This is a genomic window from Chryseobacterium sp. MYb7 (assembly GCF_002979455.1).
Lineage (GTDB): Bacteria > Bacteroidota > Bacteroidia > Flavobacteriales > Weeksellaceae > Chryseobacterium.
In genome coordinates this window covers 90,482-110,209 of the sequence record NZ_PCOU01000001.1, presented here as the reverse complement: position 1 = coordinate 110,209, position 19,728 = coordinate 90,482, and the positions used below count along the sequence as shown (strand labels likewise).

The window sequence follows — 19,728 nt, the reverse complement described above, 5'->3', positions numbered from 1 at the left end:
ATCCTCTACATCAATCCAACAGTACTCTGATCCCGAATTTCATATTAAAATGAAGGGGTTTCTCTTTATAAATGGTGTTTGGTGCATTCTCTTCCTTGAAATGATATCCTATTCCCGGTTCTGCATACACTCCTATTTTATCTACAATCTTCAGCTGAAGTCCTACTGCAGTATTGACAGAAAACTGAAAAGGTTTATGATCAAGACTCTCTTTTGAACTTTCTTTCATTTCGTCATTAACAACATAGGTAGTCGTAATACTTCCCGATATAGGTTTCTCTACGAGCGCCCCTCCCGTAATATATCCTGTAAACCTCCCTTTCTGAATAACATTGTAGTTAACCTGAACAGGAATTCCTATATAATGAACCGTCTGATCGCCTTTTATATAATTATTATCACTTCCTGAATGCAGTTCTGAAGCCAGCTTGGTATAATTCAGTCCTGTTCCCAACCCCCATCTTTTTCCTAAATTATAGTAAAGAGACAATCCGAATGTAACCGGAACTTTATGTCTGATTCTCGCTTCTACCGGCTGGCTCTGATTAGCCAATAATATGGCCATCAGGGGATCATCATGATAATCGGATGCTATAAATACCTGCTCTACATTCATTGCTTTTCCTGTGATAGAAGCATAGCCCGGAAACTGTTGTTCTGCAGAATTGGAAGCTATATTTCCTGTAAGCATACTCAGCATCCACGATTTTTTATTACGGGATTTTGAGGTATTTCGTTTTGTATTGTCAGCATAGATTTCCTTTGGTTTCTCTTCTTTAAAAAGAACCTCATCAGAAGTCTGTTCTTTGGTAGTTTCTTTTACCGTGTCATCAATAGAAGGCACATTATAAGCAACTCTGCTTTCCTGCTGAAAAGACTCCGATGCTGACGGAAGTTTAAAAATATCCTTGATCTTTTGGTTGTTGTCAACTTGATTTTCTACTCTACTCTCAGCATATCTTTGTGCTGTAATTTTCTCCGGAAATCCTGTGTTTAATATATTGTCTGCTAAAAAAGCTTCTGTTTCAGTTTTTACTTCATTGTTCGAGTCCTGTTCCGCTTCTATAGGTTTCAAAGATTTTTTTTCCTCTCCATTTTTCACATTTGCAGGTTTCTGAGACATTCTTTTTTCTGTGTCATCCTGTGGCAGTATTTTTATGAGTAAAAATAACAGTGCAATGGCAGCTGCAATTCCTCCAATTCGATACAATAAAGATCTTGTTTCTCTATTGGTTGCTTTTTCTTTCTTTGTTCCACCTTCAGGAATAAAACCAGGAACGATGTTGTTTTCTTCCCCGGAAAATAATTCATCTTTAATGTCATCCCACAATCCTTCCGGAACGTCCTCTTCATGGTCATCCATTCTGCTACGCAGGTTATTTAGCCATTCATTATTCATATTGTGCTTTTTTTGACATTTTAAATTCTTTTATTTTCTGAGCAAGCAGTCCTTTTGCCCGGTGAAATTGAGATGCGGATGAGTTTTCTGCTATTCCCAACAGCACAGCAATCTCCTTATGGCTTTTTTTCTCAAATACATACAGGTTAAAAACAGTTCTATACCCATCGGGAAGAGCTCTGATCATCATCATAATATCATCACGCGGAATTTCTTCAAAATCCGGTTCTTCTTCATTAGGAATATCCGGAAGATCATCTACTTCTACGGCAGATTTAAAATCCCCCTTCTGTTTAATATGCTTCAAAGACTCATTGACAGTGATACGGGTCATCCAGGCTTTTAAAGAACCATTTCCTCTGTACTCAAAAGATTCTATCGAACGGAACATTTTGATAAAACTGTTCTGGAGTACATCATGCACATCTTCTTTTTCTGTCAGATAACGGGAGCATACATAGGACAGATTTCTGGAATAAGCCCCAAAAAGCTCTTTCCAGGCTGCTTCTTCCTTCTTCAGAAGGTGCGTTACCAAAATCTGTTCTTTACTTTCTTCCATATAATGCTGCTGCCATCTCCAGTGGGATGCTATAAAACCGTCATGCAAAAATAGATTGCATCTTTTTGATAAAGTGCAATCCATTGATGATAATATCTATTAATTAATTTTTTATACAGAATGGGAAATTATAATCAATCACTTCATAAGGAGTAACCAATGTACCATCTACTGTAATTTTTTCTGCTGTGAGAGCATATCTAAGCGTTTGATCCAACCCCACATAATATCCTTTTTGCTTAGAGACAAATTCTACAACGGTCTTTTTATTAACGCCATCTACAGGAATCTGAAGCTCCATTGTTTTCGGAGTTAAGGTAAGTTCTATCACATTGTTCGCTGTATTGATCACTGCTGCATATTTAATATCATATTTCACCTTTCCCATTGATTTCAATGCTGTTTCTGCTTTTGCAGGATTTTTCACAACCGTTTTTACAATTTCTTCGATGGGAAATTCTGCAAATGAGATTGTATCTTTTTTTACTTTAAACTCTTTTATTCCTTCTCTTTTGCTGTTTCCCTGTACTATGATAAGCTTTCCTTTATAGTTTCCTGGTAAGTTTTCCATTTTTACAGGCGGAATATCCGGTCCTTCATTATCATTGCACGAGGATAGGGCAAATCCGGCCAAAATCATTAAAACTGATATAAAAAATCGGGGTACTGTCAATTTTTTCATTGCATTACTTTTTCGTTAAACATTATTTATTTTCGAGTACTCATTTATATAAATCCCGTTTTCTGAAAATCTTGCATGTTTTTTCAAAAAAAAGACAATATTTTTCATAAACAATTGATTTTAAGCATGTAAAAATTCAGATTAAAAAACAAAAATCCTCTTTCCCAGCTCTTCTGCTACTTCGAAGGCATTCTTCTACCTAATTATCAGTAGAAAAAAAACACGGTTTTTATGTATTGTCAGGATCCTCTGCCTCAAACTACATTTGTCACAACAACAAAAGGCAAAATATTCACTGTTATGAAAAGACCAAAGACAAAAAAAATTATTTCGACTTTCTTTATCCTTGCAATGGCAGGCACTGTTTTTACAGCATGCAGTAAGGATGATGATCCGGCAGATGCAAAGGCTAATATGAAATTTACAATCACTGTAAACGGAGCAGATTCTAATGATCAGGTTGACTTTCTTGTAAGTGCCGGAAATCATGATGCCAGCCAGTACGGAAGTCCTGTCTGGAAGAAAAACGGAGCTGATCAGGGTAATGTAAACGCTGTTCCGCTGGCAATTGGTGATTTTACGGGCAATACGAAAACATATGTGTTTGAAACTGTAAAACCGTTTAATTTCTCAAGTCTTCATGTGGCAGTATCCAACTTTGACGGGGCTCCTATTTCTGTAAGTTACAAAGCTGAAATTGGGGGGAGTGTAGAGACCGATGAAAATAAGACTTATGCCGCAGGGCAAACGTTCATCAGAGATTACTCTTACGTAGCAAAATAAGTTTTTATCGTATTAAATATTATTTTTGGATAGAAAAAGGAAGCTGTATGATACAGCTTCCTTTATTATTTATCCATTATATTTTATTGTACTTCGCCGCCAAGTGCTCTGTAAAGATCTACCTCAGCATTTAATTTTTCAAGGGTAACATTGATGGCTTCCAGATCATTCTGAAGTTTATTATTTTGGGCAGTGATCACTTCCAGATAGGTAGCCATTCCGCTTTTATACAGCTTCAGGGCATCATTGATTCCTTTGTCCAGAATGGCTGTTTTCTGATCCAGGAGCAGGAGCCTTTCTGAAGAACCTTTAGACTTTGCCATTGCATCGGAAACTTCTCCTACGGCAGTCATTACAGATTGCTTAAAGCTGATAGCTGCTTTTTCCTGTTCAATCAAAGCGGTGTCGTAGGCAGTTTTCAGTTGTTTTTTCTGAAAAATCGGGACTGCAAGATTGGCTGCGATTGCTTTGGTAATAGATCCCGGAATATCAAACCATGAGCTGAATTTATTGGAATTTACTCCAATCTGCGGGCTCAGGCTGATACTTGGATACATCGCTGCTTTTGCTAATCCGGTTTTGGAATTTAAACTGATTACATTAAACTCTGCCATTTTCAGATCTGGTCTGCGGCTTAGCAGTTGTGCGGGTAACCCTTCTGACAGTTTGTTTTCGGGAATCATTGTTTTCAGATTTCCTTCTCTTTCTACTTTGGCTGGATATTCTCCGCAAAGAATACTTAAAGCATTTTCCTGGATAGAAATATTCTGTTTAGCCAAAGGAATCAATAACTCGGCTGTTTTCTTCTGAGCTTCCGATTGCTGAACAGCGAGTGAATTAATCTGTCCTGCTGTAAACTGAAGATTCATCATTTTAAGCGTATTGTTACTGAGCTCAATATTCTGTTCGGCTATTTTCATTTGCTCATCCAGACTGATCAGATTATAGTATGCTTGAGCCACCTGAACTACGATTCTGCTTTTAATAGCATTTAAGTTTTCTTTCTGTCCAAAATACTCTGCCGCCGCGGATTCTTTCTGCATTTTAGCTTTTCCCCAGATGTCAACTTCCCAGGAAAGTCTCAGAGCTGCACTGAAATCATCCATGTATTTTGTACCGACAAACTGTTCGTTCAAAGAGCCGTTAAGTGTATTGGTGGATGCCCAGCTTCTGTTGGCACCTGCTGTAAGATCTAATGTTGGCATCAGAGCCAGCTTAGCTTGTTTGTAGATCAGATCCAGCTGTTCAATATTTTTCAAAGCAACATTCACTTCATTATTTCTTGAAAGGGCCTTGTCTATTAAACCAATCAGCTTAGGATCTTTAAAGAATATTTTCCATGGCAGCACTACAGTATCTCCTGTTACCTGTACAGATTCTTTGTAGGTTTCAGGAATCTGAAGATCTGTTCTTGTATATTTTTTCCCTACGGCACAAGACATCAGCAGTGATGCCATTGCACCGGAAATAAGGAAATTCTTTATATTAAATATGCTCATTTGTCAATTGGTTTTCTGTTGTATGATACTTCTTTTTGGTAGAGAATTTCTCATCCAGATACTGAAAGAACATGTAGAGTACAGGAATTACAAAAACGCCTAAAACCACTCCACTCAGCATCCCTATGGCAGCACTTGTACTGATGGATTTGTTTCCTGAAGCCATTCCTCCTGTAGAAATCATCAGCGGAATCATTCCCACAATAAAGGCTAATGAAGTCATGATAATTGGGCGTAATCTCGCCTTTGCTCCTTCCAGTGCAGAATCCAGAATGGAAAGACCTGCTTTTCGCCTTTGTATGGCAAATTCTACAATAAGAATGGCGTTTTTGGCCAAAAGACCAATAAGCATGATGAGCCCTACCTGTACATAGATATTATTATCCAGCCCGATCGCTTTTATTCCTAAGAATGCTCCTACAATTCCCGTTGGGATGGAAAGCATTACTGCTAAAGGAAGAATATAACTTTCATACTGAGCTGCCAATAGCAGATATACAAAAAGTAAACACAGTCCGAAGATGGCAATTGTCTGGTTACCTGCCGATTTCTCTTCCAAACTCAATCCTGTCCATTCGTAGCTGTAATCAGATGGCAATTTGCTTAAAGTTTGTTCCAGTTTGCCCATCAATTCTCCGTTACTTACTCCTGGCTTTGGAGATACGTTGATATTTAATGAATTGTAAAGGTTGTAACGCTGAACGGATTCCGGGCCATAAACTTTTTTCAAAGTAATCAATGTATTCACTGGCACCATATCTCCTTTGTCGTTCTTTACGAAAATATCATTGAACGCCTGCTCATCCATTCTGAAAACTCCATCTGCTTTAATATTCACTCTATAAAACTTCCCGAATCTTGAGAAATTCTGAGACTGGTCTCCTGAGAAATAGGTCTGAACGGTTCCCAACAAGTTTGAAATGCTTACTCCAAGCTGTTTTGCTTTATCTTCATTCACTTCAAGTTCCATCTGAGGATAATCTGCTCTGAACATGGTATAGGCAAATGCGACTTCCGGAACCTTCATCAACTGACCAATCAGTTCATCTGCTTTGGCTTTAAGAACCTGAGGGTCTCTTCCCATACGATCCTGAAGGACAATTTCGGCATCATTTGTCATTCCATATCCTTCCACCGGAGGCATTCTAAAGGTCATTACACTTCCTTCTTTGATGACTCCCAATTTTGCATTCGCCATATCTACCACTTCCTGAATGTCCTGAACTTCACCTCTTTCTTTTTTAGGTTTCAGTTTAACAAATCCCATCGCATAAGCCGGTCCTGCACTATTACTAAGAAGGTTGTAGCCTGTGATGGAAGTATTTTCCTGTACTGCATCTACTCCTTTTAAGATTTCATTGATCTTGTTCGAAACTTCTGTCGTTTTGGTCAATGCTGTTCCCGGAGGCATACTTAAGGTATACATAAAGAATCCGTCATCTTCCATTGGGACAAAACTCTTAGGTGTGCTTGACATCAGCCATCCTGCAACACCTATAACGGCTACGATTAATCCTCCTGCAATCCATTTTCGCCCTATTAAAAAACGAACTCCTTTTGCATAACGGTTGGTCATATTATTAAATCCGGCATTGAATGCTACCGCAAACCTTTGTCCGAATCCTTTTGGCTTTTCTCCTTCTCCCGAGTGATTATTTTTCAAAAATACAGCACATAAAGCCGGAGTTAACGTCAATGCGTTGACCGCTGAAATGATAATCGCTATGGCTAATGTATAGGCAAACTGCTTATAAAACAATCCTGCTGAACCGGACATAAATCCGATTGGGATAAATACCGCCGACATCACCAACGTAATTGAAATAACCGCTCCTGTAATCTCACTCATCGCCTTGTGAGTAGCTTCTCTTCCTGAGAGATTTGTTCCTTCCATATTACTGTGAACGGCTTCCACCACTACAATGGCATCATCTACAACAATACCGATGGCCAGTACAAGGGCGAAAAGGGTCAAAACATTAATCGTAAATCCTAAAACCAGAAGGAAAAAGAATGTACCAATAATTGCTACAGGAACCGCCACTGCCGGAATAATCGTAGATCTGAAATCCTGCAAGAAGATAAATACCACGATAAATACAAGAATAAATGCTTCTATCAAAGTTGATTTCACCTGTCCTGTAGCTTCATCCAATCTTTCTTTGGTACTCATTACCTTCGTATATTTAATACCCGGAGGGAATGATTTTGATAATTGATCAAGGGCTTTATTTACCCCTATTTCAATCTGATTGGCATTGGATCCTGTGGTCTGCATAATGGCTACAGTAACTGCATTTTTCCCATTGGAAAGGTTGTCTCCTGTATTGGAAATGGCTCCGAATTCTACACGCGCTACATCTTTTAGTCTGATGACCTGGCTTCCGGCATTTTTAACAATAATATTTTCATATTGTTCCGGCTTGTTCTTTTTTCCTTTATATCTGATTACATATTCTAAAGCAGCATCAGATTCTTCTCCCAATTTACCCGGAGCAGATTCCAAACTATGGTCTGCAATGGCTCTGGAAACATCTGCCGGTTCAAGTCCGTAGGATGACATTTTCTGAGGGTTAAGCCATATTCTCATGGAATAATCTTTCAATCCGAAAACCATGGCCTGTCCTACTCCTTTTACCCTTTTGACCTGTGGAATAAGGTTGATATTCGCATAGTTCTGAAGGAAAGTTTCATCGTATTGCTTATTATCTTCAGTATAAATATTGAAAATCAGCACCATACTGTTCTGCTGTTTGGATGTGGTCAGTCCCATTCTCACTACCTCCTGCGGAAGTATCGGAGTGGCCTGCTGCACTCTGTTTTGCACATTTACCGCAGCCTGATCGGCATTTACCCCTTGCTTGAAAATAATGGAGATGGAAAATGTACCATCATTACTCGCTGTGGATTTCATGTATTCCATGTCTTCCACTCCATTGATCTGCTCTTCCAGCGGAGTTACCACGGAACGGATCACGGTTTCACTATTTCCTCCAGGATACGACCCTGAAACGGTAATCGTAGGCGGAGAAATGTCCGGAAATCTGGTCACTGCCAGCTGGTTTAATCCGATGATCCCTAAAATAACGATGATAAGGGATATTACTGTCGCCAGTACCGGACGGTCTATTATCTTTTTTAACATTTTTGAATTTTCTAAGAATGGTTATACAACTATTTCAAATGAACTGTTGTGGCCACAACCTGTGCTCCGTCTGTAAGGGCATCAATTCTGTTGATGGCGATTTTGTCTCCTGCACTCACGCCTTCTTTGATAAAATAATCCTGAGACGTACTTCCTGAAACAGTAATCTGAGTCATTTTCACTTTATCTTTACCATTCAGTTTATAGACAAAGAATCTGTCCTGAATATCTTTCACCGATGTTTTCGGAAGCTTGACTACCCCATTCAACGCATTGTGAATCATGACCCTAGATGTTCCTCCAGCTCTTAATAGTTTATCCGGATTTTGAAAAACAGCCTTCATCTGAATACTTCCGGTATTTCTGTCGAAGTTTCCACTAGCGTTTTCCAGTTTTCCTTTAAGAGAATAGGTGGAACCGTCTGCAAGGATAAGCTCTACATTTTCTGCGGTATTTCCAGATGCCGTTGCTCTGCTGTGTGCAATAAAATCAGCTTCATTCATTGAAAAATACACATTCACGCTGTTTATGCTTGAAAGTGTTGTCAGAGGTGATGCATCTGAAGGACTGATAAGGTTTCCTACTCTATTCGGAATTCTTCCGATATATCCGCTCACTGGTGCTTTGATATAGGTAAAATTAGCATTGATCTTTGAAGATCCTAATGATGACTGTGCCTGTGCCACCTGTGCTGATGCTGCTTTATAACTTGCTTGTGCTGTTTTCAACTGCATCTCGGAAACTACTTTTCCTTCTACAAGGGGTTTCAGCTTTTCCACTTCAAGTCTTGCTGTTTCCTGTGCTGCAATAGCTGATTTCAAAGCGGCTGCGTTGGTATTTACCTGCTCGTTGTATACGGATGGATTTATTCTGAAAAGGGTCTGTCCTTTGCTCACATACTGTCCTTCTTTGATATATACTGCTTCCAGATAACCAGTCACCTGCGCTTTAATATCCACATTGTCCTGCCCTTCTATGCTTCCTGGATATCCTGTAGACACGTCTGCATCTCCGGACTTCACCTGGATAAAATCTGTGGGCAATGCCTGCTGCATCTGCTGGGCATTTTCCTGGCCGTTCCCGGAACCGCATGAGTACAATATCGCTGCTGCAGTAAGTGAAAGTACCAGATATCCTTTTCTGTAATTCATAACATGAGTTTTTAAATTTTACAGGAGCAAAATAACTTCATCTTATAGTGATATTCATTCAGAAGTTGGGTGAAGTGTCGTTAATTGCAGGTGAAGCGTATGATACCAAAAATGAAAGGAAAACAGCTATTTTTCTTTATAATTGTGATAAAAAAGAGATTTTCGGGTGAAAATAAGAGTGAAATCTTTAAGGAGAAATTAATGTATTTCACAAGTAAAACGAAAAAAAAGATTGCCTTAGGTAAAAGCAATCTCGTTTATATTTTTAAAGAATTAATAGTCCATCCAGGATTTGAAAATGGAAGCTTTTTCCCGGCTTACAACCACTTCCATATCAGGCTGTTTTCTCAGTTCAAGCTTTAGTTTTCCATTAAAATGATTAAAAATCTGCTTTACAGAATTGATATGGATGATAAATTGTCTGTTGGCACGGAAAAAGAATTTGGGATCCAGCTGTTTTTCAAGCTCTTCCAATGTTTGTGGAACATTTTCTACCACTCCTGTATTCAACACGGCTTTACTGATCCCCAATTCTGTATAAAAGTATAGGATATCTTCTGCCAGAACGGTTTTGTATCCATCTCTATGGGCAATCAGAAAACGTTTTCTGTAATCTTTCGGCTGGATATAATTCAATAGCCCTTCTATGGCCGTTCCTACTACCGGAACAGATTCCATAAAGGTTTCGTAGCGTTTTAAAGCAGCATCCAGTTCTTCTTCTTCAATAGGTTTCAGAAGGTAATCTACACTGTTATATTTAAATGCCTGTACTGCATATTCATCATATGCTGTAGTGAAAATAACGGCACTTTTAACTTCATGTTTATTAAATATTTCAAAGCTTAGCCCATCTGCAAGGCGCACATCCATCATAATAACATCCGGAACGACATTATTTTCCAGCCAGTGGACCGTTGAGGTTATCGAGTCTTCTACCGACAGGATTTCGATATGGGGTCTTAACTTCAACAACAGTCTTTTTAACCTATCTGCATTGGGCCTTTCGTCTTCAACTATTAAAATTTTATTAATCTTCATATCAATGGGAGTTTTACAATAAATTTATCTTCAGTTTTTTCGATTACAGGTTTAGGATATCCTAAGATTTCGTATCGTGCAACAATATTGGTAAGTCCTACTCCTGAGGAATCCGGCTTATTGATCAAAGGCAGAAAGGTATTAGAAACTACCAATTCTCCTTCAGGGCTTGTATAAACGTGAATCTCCAGAGGATTTACTTTAGAGGTTTGGTTGTGCTTAATGGCATTTTCAACCAGTAATTGTAAAGACAATGGAAGGGTAAATCTGGATCTGTATTCTTCCTGAATATCTATTTTGAATACCACTCCTTCGCCAATTCTTTTTTCAATCAGAAAGATGTAGGACTCTAAAAATTTCAGTTCTTCTTCTACTGCGATGATATCCTTTTTAGAATTGACCAGCAGGTATCTGTATACTCTCGCAAACTTCTCAGAATAATCGTAGCCTAGCTGCTGGTCTTCCAGGATAAGTTCTGACAGTACACTTAAGTTATTGAAAATAAAATGAGGATCTATCTGAAGCTTAAGTGCTTGAAGTTCTGCAGCCATCGCAGCCTGTTTATGTTTAGAAGCTCTCAGTTTATGCTGGGCGGCTTCTACTGCTGTTTTTTTCCAGTTTTCCAATAAATAATCTACGGTATTAAAAGCACTGATAATCAATGATATTACAATATTGGTTGCGATCCATTGTCCCAGGAGCGTATATTCTTTGCGGGAATCCATTTCAGTTAATGTGACTGAGGTACAGTCTATGATAGAATTAATAATAATTACAATCATGACACTTCCCACAATTTGGAGCAAACACTGAATAAACAGTCGTTTTACGGTTCTGTTTCTCCAGGGAAGCCACTTATTGAGTGTTCTGTCTATAAATATACTGACCTCCGAAATAATGATTGAAAAAAAGATAATCCATGTAGCATCTTCCAGAATCATCTTCAATGGAGCATCCAAGTATCCTTTCCAAACGGGATCAAAGGGATCAATAAGATAGGAAAAAACACAGAAAGTGACTACTGCTAAAGCCCAGATTACAAGCCTTCTTTTCATGGTGGAAAGAATCTTCTTATTTCGTACTATATTTTTCCTGATGGTAGAAACCCTATTCATATCCGAGACTTTATGAATGTAAATATAGAAATAGATTTTATATGCATATTCTCTATTTTAGGCGAGACCACCAAAACGGGACCTGAAACGTAAAATAGCAGTGTTCAAATGGAGGTGACGGTTCATCACCTGAAAAAGACATTTCATCATCATTTTATGCAATGTCACCCTATTTTTATGATCTGCGAACTACTGGGTACCATAATTTTGCAGTATTAAATCCGGTACAATGAAAACAATAATTGTCTGCACAGATTTTTCCCACGAAGCCGAAAATGCGACTCATTATGCAGCATCTATGGCTAAAGAAAATAATTACAGGATTATACTTTTTAATCTGCAAACCGTTTCTATTCATGCTTTGAATGCACAAGCCTCTGCTGATTTTTTCTACACTCAAACGCTTAAAAATCAAAACAAGCTGGAAGATAAAGCAACCGAACTTAATACTTTGTATGCTATAGAGACCGGGCATCATCTGGCTTCCGGTAATTTTATTGAAGAGCTTGAAAATTGTATACAACTCAACGAATGCGATTTTATAGTGATGGGAATGGCAGAAAAAACGCTTGAGCAAAAGTTGTTAGGAAATAGCGTTACAAGGGCCATTCATAGGATTAAAAAGCCTATCTTAATTGTTCCCGCGCACATCGAATATACTGGAATCCGGAAAATCCTTTTTGCTTATGATACTCACAAAAGCATGACCTGGTCTGCCATGAATGATATTTATTATTTCATTAATGAGTTTAATTCTGAAGTTGAGGTATTCAATGTAACTGAAAGCCTGGAGGATTTTGCGGAGGTTATTAACGATATTAATCTGAATTCCGGATATGATCTGGATGACATTAAATATAGCTTTAAAATGATTCAATCCATCGAGGTTATCAAAGCCATTGAAGAGGAAATAAAGCTTACCAATTCAGATCTTCTGACTATGGTTCCGTACAAATATAACCTTGTGGAATCTCTTTTCCATCGCAGTAAAACAGACATAATGGCGTACAAAAATAAAGTACCATTACTATCAATCCCCCTAAACATAGATTAAGATCAATAAAAATCTGTTCTCAATTTGAATTATCCTTTTTTGCCTTTAAAGGCTAAATTTTACACTTAATCTTGTTTGACAGGACCGGAAAATTGATTTCCGGTCCTGTTTTTATTTTAATTTCATATTATTTTGTCAAAGCAATCAATGCCTGATAATAGTTTTCCAATAACCCAGAGTCTCCATTCAAAAACAAATAAGGTTCTATTAATTCCAGTTCCATTAAATGAAATGAGTTATTGATTAAAACGCCATCCACTCTTGCATAAAGTGTTGCCTGTGGCAGACTTTTCAAATACAATCCCGCTTGTTCTATGTGCAAAGGATCCGGTACTGGATAACTTATGCTTCCTCCATGATAATGCTGCACCCTGAAATCTCCCTGTTTAGGCGTTTTTAATGAGCAATGACTATATTTTCCGTTAAAAAATAGAAATGACCATTCTCCATTTTTGATTTCTTCTACAAAGGGCTGTACCATATAATCCTGCTCTTTCAGAAGGGTTTCAATTTCTGCAGAACGCTCTTCAAAATTATCTTTGCTTACTGTAATGGTATTTTGTGCTCCGGCACTTATACAAGGTTTTACCACCAGTTTTTCAGTATTGAAATAATTAAAAAAAAGTCTTTCCAATACAGATCCTTTTTCAAGATATTCTGCAGGAATTACCGGAAGTCCTTTTTCTGCAACATCTTTAAGATAGTGTTTATCACTGTTCCATTGGATGATTTCGACGGGATTCAGTACTCTTACTCCAGATTTCTTGAGATTGTTCAGCCAGTTCAGGAACTCCTTCAGATGGTTATGATAATCCCATGGAGATTTAATGACAACAACATCATAACTGCTCCAAACTACATTGGGATCATTCCAGATAGTTGGAACAACATCTAAGCCTTTATTTATTAAAAAATTAATCAGTTCTGTATCTTCATCATTGGTTACTCCCTGTGAGAATCTTTCTTCTTTTTTATAGCCTGTTATCGTGATTTTCATACTTCTGTTTTGAGTTGTATTGGTGATCCAATTTCGGAATCCCTTATGGATAAACAGAGACACAGATTTTTCTATTTTGACGGATACAATTGGACTATTTTTATAAAATAAAGACAAATCAACAAATCATATTCAACTGAATATCAAAAAGTCGTAAATTTATTAAAGGATAAAAACAGTGTTTTCCCTCTTTTTTATAGTTGTACCGTTAACTAATTTTGTTCAATAAAATTAAACACCATAAAAATGAAAACTTACTTTTTTACTAAGATTTTAACACCTTTGTGTGCAGCGCTTATTCTGGCTTTTTGTCTGCTAAGCTGTACCCGTTGCTCCGAACCACCTAAAGAACCCGTTAGCAACAGTTATAAAAAGAAACTGATCAGCTATCGTGAAGGCAGAGTTCTTTTTGATGAATACACCAGAACCAATCATGAAGTTCTTATGAAAGCCAGAAACGGTGAACCCGACTCGCGATGGTACTGGTTCTCACTGGAAGATATGGAAGGTTATATAAAGTATGTAAAAGAAAATGCCAAGAAAGAAAAATTAAAAAATCCGGGAATCAGGATTTACATGGGAAAATACCCATTGAATCATCCTAAAAACAGAATGGCAAAACCGGAATATGCAGGCTATCAGACTATATTTTTAGTTCCTACCACCCAAAAAAGAGAAAGAACCAACGCAATAGCCAGATCTGCCTCCACCGAAGAAAATACAGATGTGCCTTCTATAGAATCTATGAATATGACCAATCTGGCGCCACCACCAAAAACACTGTCAGGAACAATGCCTTAAAAAACACAAAATTATGAACTGGAATATTGAAACAGGGAAACAGATATCGATAATCATATCCATTATAGTAATGGTTTTAATGATCATCAAATATAGAAAAACAGGAAAAGAAAATTTGTTTTTTATCATTGGATATCTGTTGTTTTCCCTGATCGATATTTTCTGTTATTTCTACTTCCGGCTGACAAGTATGCCTACGGACATCTTTTATGTAATTGGTTTTTTAATGATTGTCTTTTTTCTGTATTTATTGTATTATAACCAATTACTGTATGTTCCGCTGCTCAAAAAGATACAGACTGTCATTCTGATTCTTTTTGTCCTTAATATTGGTTTCATGTTTTACACGGAAGATGATCTGCTTCATCATTTTTCTTTTAACATGTTGTATGTGGACATTCTCCTGTTGTTATTTTCTATTATTTTGTTCCTGTACCAGACTTTTAATTCGGATAAGATATTGGGAATTAATAATTATCTTCCTTTCTGGATATCAGTGGCTTTGCTGATCTTTTTTATCGGAAGTATTCCGATTCTGTTTTTCAGAACTACGGTTTCAGAAAGTATATATTTCTTCATTTTATTTATGCTGAATCTGATCAGCAACAGTATCCTGATATTCGGTTTATTAGGAAACAAACAGGAAAAAACCCGATAAATGCTTCTTAGATATGGAAGAGAATAATTTGGTCATCATCTTTACCATTACTCTATTCATCATTGTTTTGACAATGATCTTCATCTATGCGGTCTTTATCAAGAAAAAAACGACACTGCTCATAGCTCAAAAGGAAAAAGATCTCCGGTTTGAAAAGGAACTGGCAACTTCTCAGGTAGAGATGAAAGAACAAACCTTAAACTACATCGGACAGGAACTGCATGATGATCTGGGGCAAAAACTTTCTGTTGTCCGGCTGCGTCAGAATCAACTGATTACCAAATTAAAAAGCTCAGAAAAAGAAGACCTCATCGAATTGAATGAACTGTTGGGCGAATGCATACAGGACATCAGAAACTTATCAAAAACGCTGATTACTGAACAGATTATTCATTTCGGATTGGCAGAATCCATAGAAAGAGAAGTTCAAAGGATACAAAAGCTGAAATTATTAAAAATAGAATTCATCACTCAAAAGCAGGATATCGATATCTCCCCTAAACATGGTCTCATTCTTTTCAGGATCGTTCAGGAGAGTATTAACAATATTCTGAAACACTCCAAAGCCAAAAACGTTTCCATACAGATGGAAGATGACTGTGAAAAATTACACATCAGTATCTCCGACAACGGAAGAGGCTTTGATACCAGCAGTATTCAGGATGGCTCTGGGTTGAAAAATATGGAACTGAGAGCCAAACTGATTCATGCTGAACTGTCTATACACTCAGAACTGAATAAAGGAACACAAACTTTGATAACCTATCACAAAAATTTATTATGAAAACTATTCCCATAGCGATCGTTGATGATCATACTTTAATCTCCAAAGCGTTGGAGAATATGATCACAGAAAACACTCAATATCGGGTCATTATGAACCATCCTAATGGAGAAGAATTTATTGCAGGTATAGAAAATGCTTCCGAATTGCCCGCTGTAGTGTTGATGGATGTTAATATGCCTTATAAAAACGGCATAGAAACAACAGAATGGCTTACCGAGCATTATCCTGATATAAAAGTCATTGCTCTTACCATGGATGATGATGAAAAAATTCTCATCAGAATGCTGAAAGCAGGAGCTAAAGGTTATCTGCTGAAAGATATGCAGCCTTCCATTCTCTTTCAGGCCATAGACACCGTATTTGAGAAAGGCAGTTTTTATACTGATTTTGTTGCTCAGAAATTATTGAAAGTAAAAACAGAGGAAATGAAAAATGCTTCCCTTCTTTCGGAACTGAAAGACAGGGAAAAAGAGTTTATAAAATGGGCATGCAGTGAACTTACCTACAAGGAAATTGCCGATAAGATGTGTCTTAGTCCCAAAACCATTGACGGCTACAGAGATTCGGTTTTTGTAAAACTGGATATAAAAAACAGAGCGGGGCTCGTTCTTTTTGCTTTGAAACATGATCTGTGCTGATTGAATATTCTAACTTTTTAAACTCATTTATTATTCTATAAAAAATATCTTTACATTCTTTTTACGAATCCGGCAGCTTTTCAAGCTGCCGGATTTTCAATTTCATAATCATCTCATTTACAATCAAAAAGATGTTTTCCCTTTTTCAAAATACGGTTTTCTCCTCTGTTTTTGTCCTTCAGAATGACTGAATTTTGTCATAGAAGAAAACACCAAAAGGCAGAACCCGAAAAGCCGAAACAGAGTAGGGAATATTTTTAAAACTAATACAATGAAAAAAGCACTTATCGTAGGTATTAATGATTATGCACCCATCGGATATGGAGGTCCGGATCTTAATGGTTGTGTAAATGATGCGAGAGATATGGCAAACACCTTGGTTATCTGTGGTTTTAGTCCGGCAAAGATTAAAATCCTGACCAATCAAAATGCCACCAGAGCGAATATATTGAACTATCTGAAATCCATGATCAGTACAAGCGTAAAAGGAGATTCTCTTGTTTTTTATTATTCCGGACACGGAACCAGAGTGGCCAATATCGGAACAGATCTGGAACTGGATGGCTTAGACGAAGCGATTTGTCCTCACGATTATGCCAATAACGGAGTCATTCGTGATGATGATTTTAAAACCGTTCTCAGCAAGCTAAAAGCCGGAGTAAATATGGAAGTTATTTTCGACTGCTGTTATTCCGGAACAGGAACCCGAAAAATGGATCTTGGATTAGAAGCAGATCTTCTCAACGAAACTGCCCGTTATATTCCACCAATGCTTGAAGATGAATTTTATCTGACGTATGCCAGTGAAATGGAAGCTTCTAAAAGTTCAAAAAAATCAACTGTATTGACTAAAGCATTAGTCCCTGTTGCCGGAATGAATCATACGTTATGGGCAGCAGCAAAAGACAATCAGGTGTCTATGGAAGGAAATATCAGCGGACAAATACGAGGGTATTTCACTTACCACTTCTGTAAAATATTGCGTGCTACCAATGGTAATATCGTCCGAAAAACACTCGATAAGCAGGTTGCCATTGCTTTAGCTGCGATGGGAGCTGCTCAAATTAACCAGACTGAAAGCATTACTGCAGAATTTTCACAAAAAATATTCACTTAACCATAAAACTATACCGGCGGAATCCGAAAAGCCATTAAAAGAGTAGGAACACACTAGATTAAAAATAATAATCATGTCAAAAATTGAAAACAACAACCCCATGACCGCTGAAGAGGTTTTAAGACTTAGAACCGTTAAAGCAAAATCAACTGAAAAACCATCTGTAATTGAAAAATTATTCAGCCAGCTTCCGGCTATGGAAACTATTCACGGAAGAACGTTCCCTAAAGGAATGAAAACAATAGGAATGCCTATGGATGAAAAAACAGCAGAAAACAGAGCGCTGGAAACTGACCATTTCTACCCTACCCATGCTGATTTTGAATACAACCCAAAACTGGAACCTAAAAGAGACCGTAAACCTAAATTCATTGAAAGAGATTCTTTCCTGACTCCGGAAAATGCAAGAACTATTTTTGGAGCAGATCAAAGAAAAGTATATAATTCTACAGCCTATCCGTGGAGATGTGTTGGAAGAGTAGAAAGTTCTTTAGGATCAGGGAGCGGTGTGATGATCGGACCAAGACACCTTCTTACCTGCTCTCATATTGTAGACTGGCAGCCTAATAATACGACAGGATGGCTGAAATTCACACCAATGTATTACAACGGAAGCGCTCCTTACGGAACGGCTTGGGGTACATTAACCTATTACAAGTATAAGGTAGCAGGCCCTACCATTGATTCTACAGAGATCCAATATGATTATGTAGTGATTGTATTAGACAGACCTATCGGAAACAGCACAGGCTGGTTAGGCTCAAAATCATACTCCGATTCCTGGGATGGAGGTGCTTACTGGACTCACGCCGGATATCCGGGAGACCTTACAGGAACTCAAAGACCAACCTACCAGACAGGAATTGCTCTGGACGGTGATTTCTGGAGTGCTGATGATAACGAAAGCATGAGCCATAAAGCAGATATATGGCCTGGACAAAGCGGAGGTCCTTTCTGGGGATATTGGGACGGCTCTCCGTATGCTGTGGCTACTCAAAGCGCGCATAATCCAAGTGATAATTTTGCAAGTGGCGGCTCGGATTTGGTAAATCTGGTCATCAGAGCGAGAAATGAACATCCTTAATTTATTTTTTAGTTTAAAGCTCCGGCCGCCTTTAAGGCGGCCGGAGCTTTAATTTTATTTATGAATAAAATCAATTGTAATTTTTTGGGTTATAAACAAACAAATATATTTTTATTTAGATTTTATTGTCGTTCTAAAGATCTCATCTTCATTAGGTTCTACAGTTTTAAAATTGCACGTAGTGATAATCTTGCAATCTTTTATGTTATTTTCTTTTAAACTGGAAATTATTTTCTTTTTTATGTTTGGGTCAATACATATAGATTTCAAAGGATTATTATAAAAACTAATTCCATCAATATTTACCGAGCTAATTTTCAACAACTTTAATTTGTTTTCATTTAGATAAATATTTTTTAATCGTATATTTTTTATTGCATCTAGTGAAGATATCATATTTGAATCTAAATCTAAGTTTTCCAATGCTGACAATTCTGTAATATTTAAATCTCTTAATTGGTTGTTGGCAGCAAGTATAGATTTGAGCTTAAAATTATTTTCAAAAGTTATCTTTTCTACTTTGTTATTTTCAATATCTAGTGATTCCAGATAGTAACAATTTGAGACATTCACTTCTCTCAATTCATTGTTCTGTAAAAAAGCATCTTGTACAACCGGAAAATTAGTTAATTCTATCTTCTTGATTTTATTATTTCAACAGAAATTGCTTTTAAAAGAGGAGAGAAAGAAATTTCTATATTCTCAATTTGATTATTGGCAAATAAAATTATTTCCAACGACAGACAATTTTCTAATTTTACATTTTTAATACCAGATTTCTCTGCCATTATTGATTTCAGTTTCTGTTTATTATTTAAACTAAATATTTCAATGGAATTATTTTCTATTTCTAGATCAGTAAGGTTTTCCAAATAGTTCAACTCATCAATTTGATAAATAGAATTATTAGTACAATTCAAATAGATTAAATTTTTGAAATTTTTAATTCCATCTAAATTTTTAATTTTTGAATTGGAAATATCTAAATAGAATATTTTTTCGCCCTCATTTTCGTCTATTTCTTTATCGTTATTCTGATCAATAATGATATATTTTCCATTGATATCCTTCGCTACATTTTCAAGTAAAAGTTTACTTTTAAAGTTAGGGTCTTTAAAATTTATTTTTGCTGAATAGCCTTTAATTGACAGTAAAATAATTAGTACTAATATTTTTTTCATAATTTATTCCAGTTAGTTAAAATAAACAATCATCCCCTCT

At 37.0% G+C, this 19,728-nt stretch carries 19 protein-coding genes; 8 read left to right on the top strand and 11 right to left on the bottom strand.

The window, feature by feature from the left end; all coding sequences use genetic code 11:
• Positions 1 to 10: 10 nt before the first annotated feature.
• From CQ046_RS00570 to CQ046_RS00560, 3 genes are read right to left on the bottom strand one after another with little or no spacing between them, the layout of a single operon-like run.
• On the bottom strand, positions 11 to 1,399 hold the full coding sequence (locus tag CQ046_RS00570) for a porin family protein (protein ID WP_105700397.1): 1,389 nt from the start codon (positions 1,397 to 1,399) through the stop codon (positions 11 to 13).
• Positions 1,392 to 2,006 (bottom strand): RNA polymerase sigma factor, encoded by a 615-nt coding sequence (locus CQ046_RS00565; protein ID WP_317046973.1) that lies wholly within the window; start codon positions 2,004 to 2,006, stop codon positions 1,392 to 1,394. Before CQ046_RS00565 ends, CQ046_RS00570 begins: the two co-directional genes overlap by 8 nt.
• 55 nt (positions 2,007 to 2,061) lie before the next feature.
• Positions 2,062 to 2,640, bottom strand: a complete 579-nt coding sequence (locus CQ046_RS00560) for a DUF4840 domain-containing protein (protein WP_105700396.1) — start codon at positions 2,638 to 2,640, stop codon at positions 2,062 to 2,064.
• Between the two features lie 300 nt (positions 2,641 to 2,940).
• Here CQ046_RS00560 and CQ046_RS00555 point away from each other — a divergent pair, with 300 nt between their 5' ends.
• A complete protein-coding gene (locus CQ046_RS00555) occupies positions 2,941 to 3,423 on the top strand; it encodes a hypothetical protein (protein WP_105700395.1) in 483 nt (160 codons plus the stop codon).
• Between the two features lie 83 nt (positions 3,424 to 3,506).
• On the opposite strand, the gene CQ046_RS00550 is transcribed toward CQ046_RS00555, so the two are convergent.
• From CQ046_RS00550 to CQ046_RS00530, 5 genes are all read right to left on the bottom strand, one after another.
• On the bottom strand, positions 3,507 to 4,922 hold the full coding sequence (locus tag CQ046_RS00550; protein WP_105700394.1) for an efflux transporter outer membrane subunit: 1,416 nt from the start codon (positions 4,920 to 4,922) through the stop codon (positions 3,507 to 3,509).
• Entirely contained in the window at positions 4,909 to 8,067 is a 3,159-nt protein-coding gene (locus CQ046_RS00545; protein WP_105700393.1) for an efflux RND transporter permease subunit, read from the bottom strand. The genes CQ046_RS00550 and CQ046_RS00545 overlap by 14 nt, the downstream gene beginning before the upstream one ends.
• Positions 8,068 to 8,096: 29 nt before the next feature.
• On the bottom strand, positions 8,097 to 9,218 hold the full coding sequence (locus CQ046_RS00540) for an efflux RND transporter periplasmic adaptor subunit (RefSeq protein ID WP_105700392.1): 1,122 nt from the start codon (positions 9,216 to 9,218) through the stop codon (positions 8,097 to 8,099).
• Between the two features lie 273 nt (positions 9,219 to 9,491).
• Complete coding sequence (locus CQ046_RS00535) at positions 9,492 to 10,256, bottom strand: LytR/AlgR family response regulator transcription factor (protein WP_105700391.1); 765 nt, start codon at positions 10,254 to 10,256, stop codon at positions 9,492 to 9,494.
• Complete coding sequence (locus CQ046_RS00530) at positions 10,253 to 11,371, bottom strand: sensor histidine kinase (protein WP_105700390.1); 1,119 nt, start codon at positions 11,369 to 11,371, stop codon at positions 10,253 to 10,255. Before CQ046_RS00530 ends, CQ046_RS00535 begins: the two co-directional genes overlap by 4 nt.
• A 229-nt stretch (positions 11,372 to 11,600) precedes the next feature.
• Between CQ046_RS00530 and CQ046_RS00525 the strand changes: the two genes are divergently transcribed.
• Complete coding sequence (locus CQ046_RS00525) at positions 11,601 to 12,425, top strand: universal stress protein (RefSeq protein WP_105700389.1); 825 nt, start codon at positions 11,601 to 11,603, stop codon at positions 12,423 to 12,425.
• Positions 12,426 to 12,552: 127 nt separating this feature from the next.
• Here CQ046_RS00525 and CQ046_RS00520 read toward each other — a convergent pair whose 3' ends face one another.
• Positions 12,553 to 13,422, bottom strand: a complete 870-nt coding sequence (locus tag CQ046_RS00520; RefSeq protein WP_105700640.1) for a RimK family alpha-L-glutamate ligase — start codon at positions 13,420 to 13,422, stop codon at positions 12,553 to 12,555.
• Between the two features lie 246 nt (positions 13,423 to 13,668).
• Between CQ046_RS00520 and CQ046_RS00515 the strand changes: the two genes are divergently transcribed.
• From CQ046_RS00515 to CQ046_RS00490, 6 genes are all read left to right on the top strand, one after another.
• On the top strand, positions 13,669 to 14,223 hold the full coding sequence (locus CQ046_RS00515) for a hypothetical protein (RefSeq protein WP_105700388.1): 555 nt from the start codon (positions 13,669 to 13,671) through the stop codon (positions 14,221 to 14,223).
• Positions 14,224 to 14,236: 13 nt separating this feature from the next.
• On the top strand, positions 14,237 to 14,881 hold the full coding sequence (locus tag CQ046_RS00510; RefSeq protein WP_123906547.1) for a hypothetical protein: 645 nt from the start codon (positions 14,237 to 14,239) through the stop codon (positions 14,879 to 14,881).
• A 13-nt stretch (positions 14,882 to 14,894) separates the two neighbouring features.
• Positions 14,895 to 15,665 carry a sensor histidine kinase gene (locus CQ046_RS00505; protein WP_105700386.1) on the top strand — a complete coding sequence of 257 codons (771 nt, stop codon included), beginning with the start codon at positions 14,895 to 14,897 and terminating at the stop codon, positions 15,663 to 15,665.
• Complete coding sequence (locus CQ046_RS00500) at positions 15,662 to 16,306, top strand: response regulator transcription factor (RefSeq protein WP_105700385.1); 645 nt, start codon at positions 15,662 to 15,664, stop codon at positions 16,304 to 16,306. Before CQ046_RS00505 ends, CQ046_RS00500 begins: the two co-directional genes overlap by 4 nt.
• 271 nt (positions 16,307 to 16,577) lie before the next feature.
• Positions 16,578 to 17,423, top strand: a complete 846-nt coding sequence (locus tag CQ046_RS00495; RefSeq protein ID WP_105700384.1) for a caspase domain-containing protein — start codon at positions 16,578 to 16,580, stop codon at positions 17,421 to 17,423.
• A gap of 73 nt (positions 17,424 to 17,496) precedes the next feature.
• The gene (locus tag CQ046_RS00490) at positions 17,497 to 18,507 is read left to right on the top strand and encodes a trypsin-like serine peptidase (RefSeq protein ID WP_105700383.1); all 1,011 of its coding nucleotides are present in this window, start codon (positions 17,497 to 17,499) and stop codon (positions 18,505 to 18,507) included.
• A gap of 111 nt (positions 18,508 to 18,618) precedes the next feature.
• Here CQ046_RS00490 and CQ046_RS00485 read toward each other — a convergent pair whose 3' ends face one another.
• Both CQ046_RS00485 and CQ046_RS00480 read right to left on the bottom strand, forming a co-directional pair.
• Positions 18,619 to 19,089: a hypothetical protein gene (locus CQ046_RS00485; RefSeq protein ID WP_105700382.1), complete on the bottom strand. Its 471-nt coding sequence runs from the start codon at positions 19,087 to 19,089 to the stop codon at positions 18,619 to 18,621.
• A gap of 50 nt (positions 19,090 to 19,139) precedes the next feature.
• On the bottom strand, positions 19,140 to 19,688 hold the full coding sequence (locus CQ046_RS00480; protein ID WP_105700381.1) for a hypothetical protein: 549 nt from the start codon (positions 19,686 to 19,688) through the stop codon (positions 19,140 to 19,142).
• Positions 19,689 to 19,728: the final 40 nt, after the last annotated feature.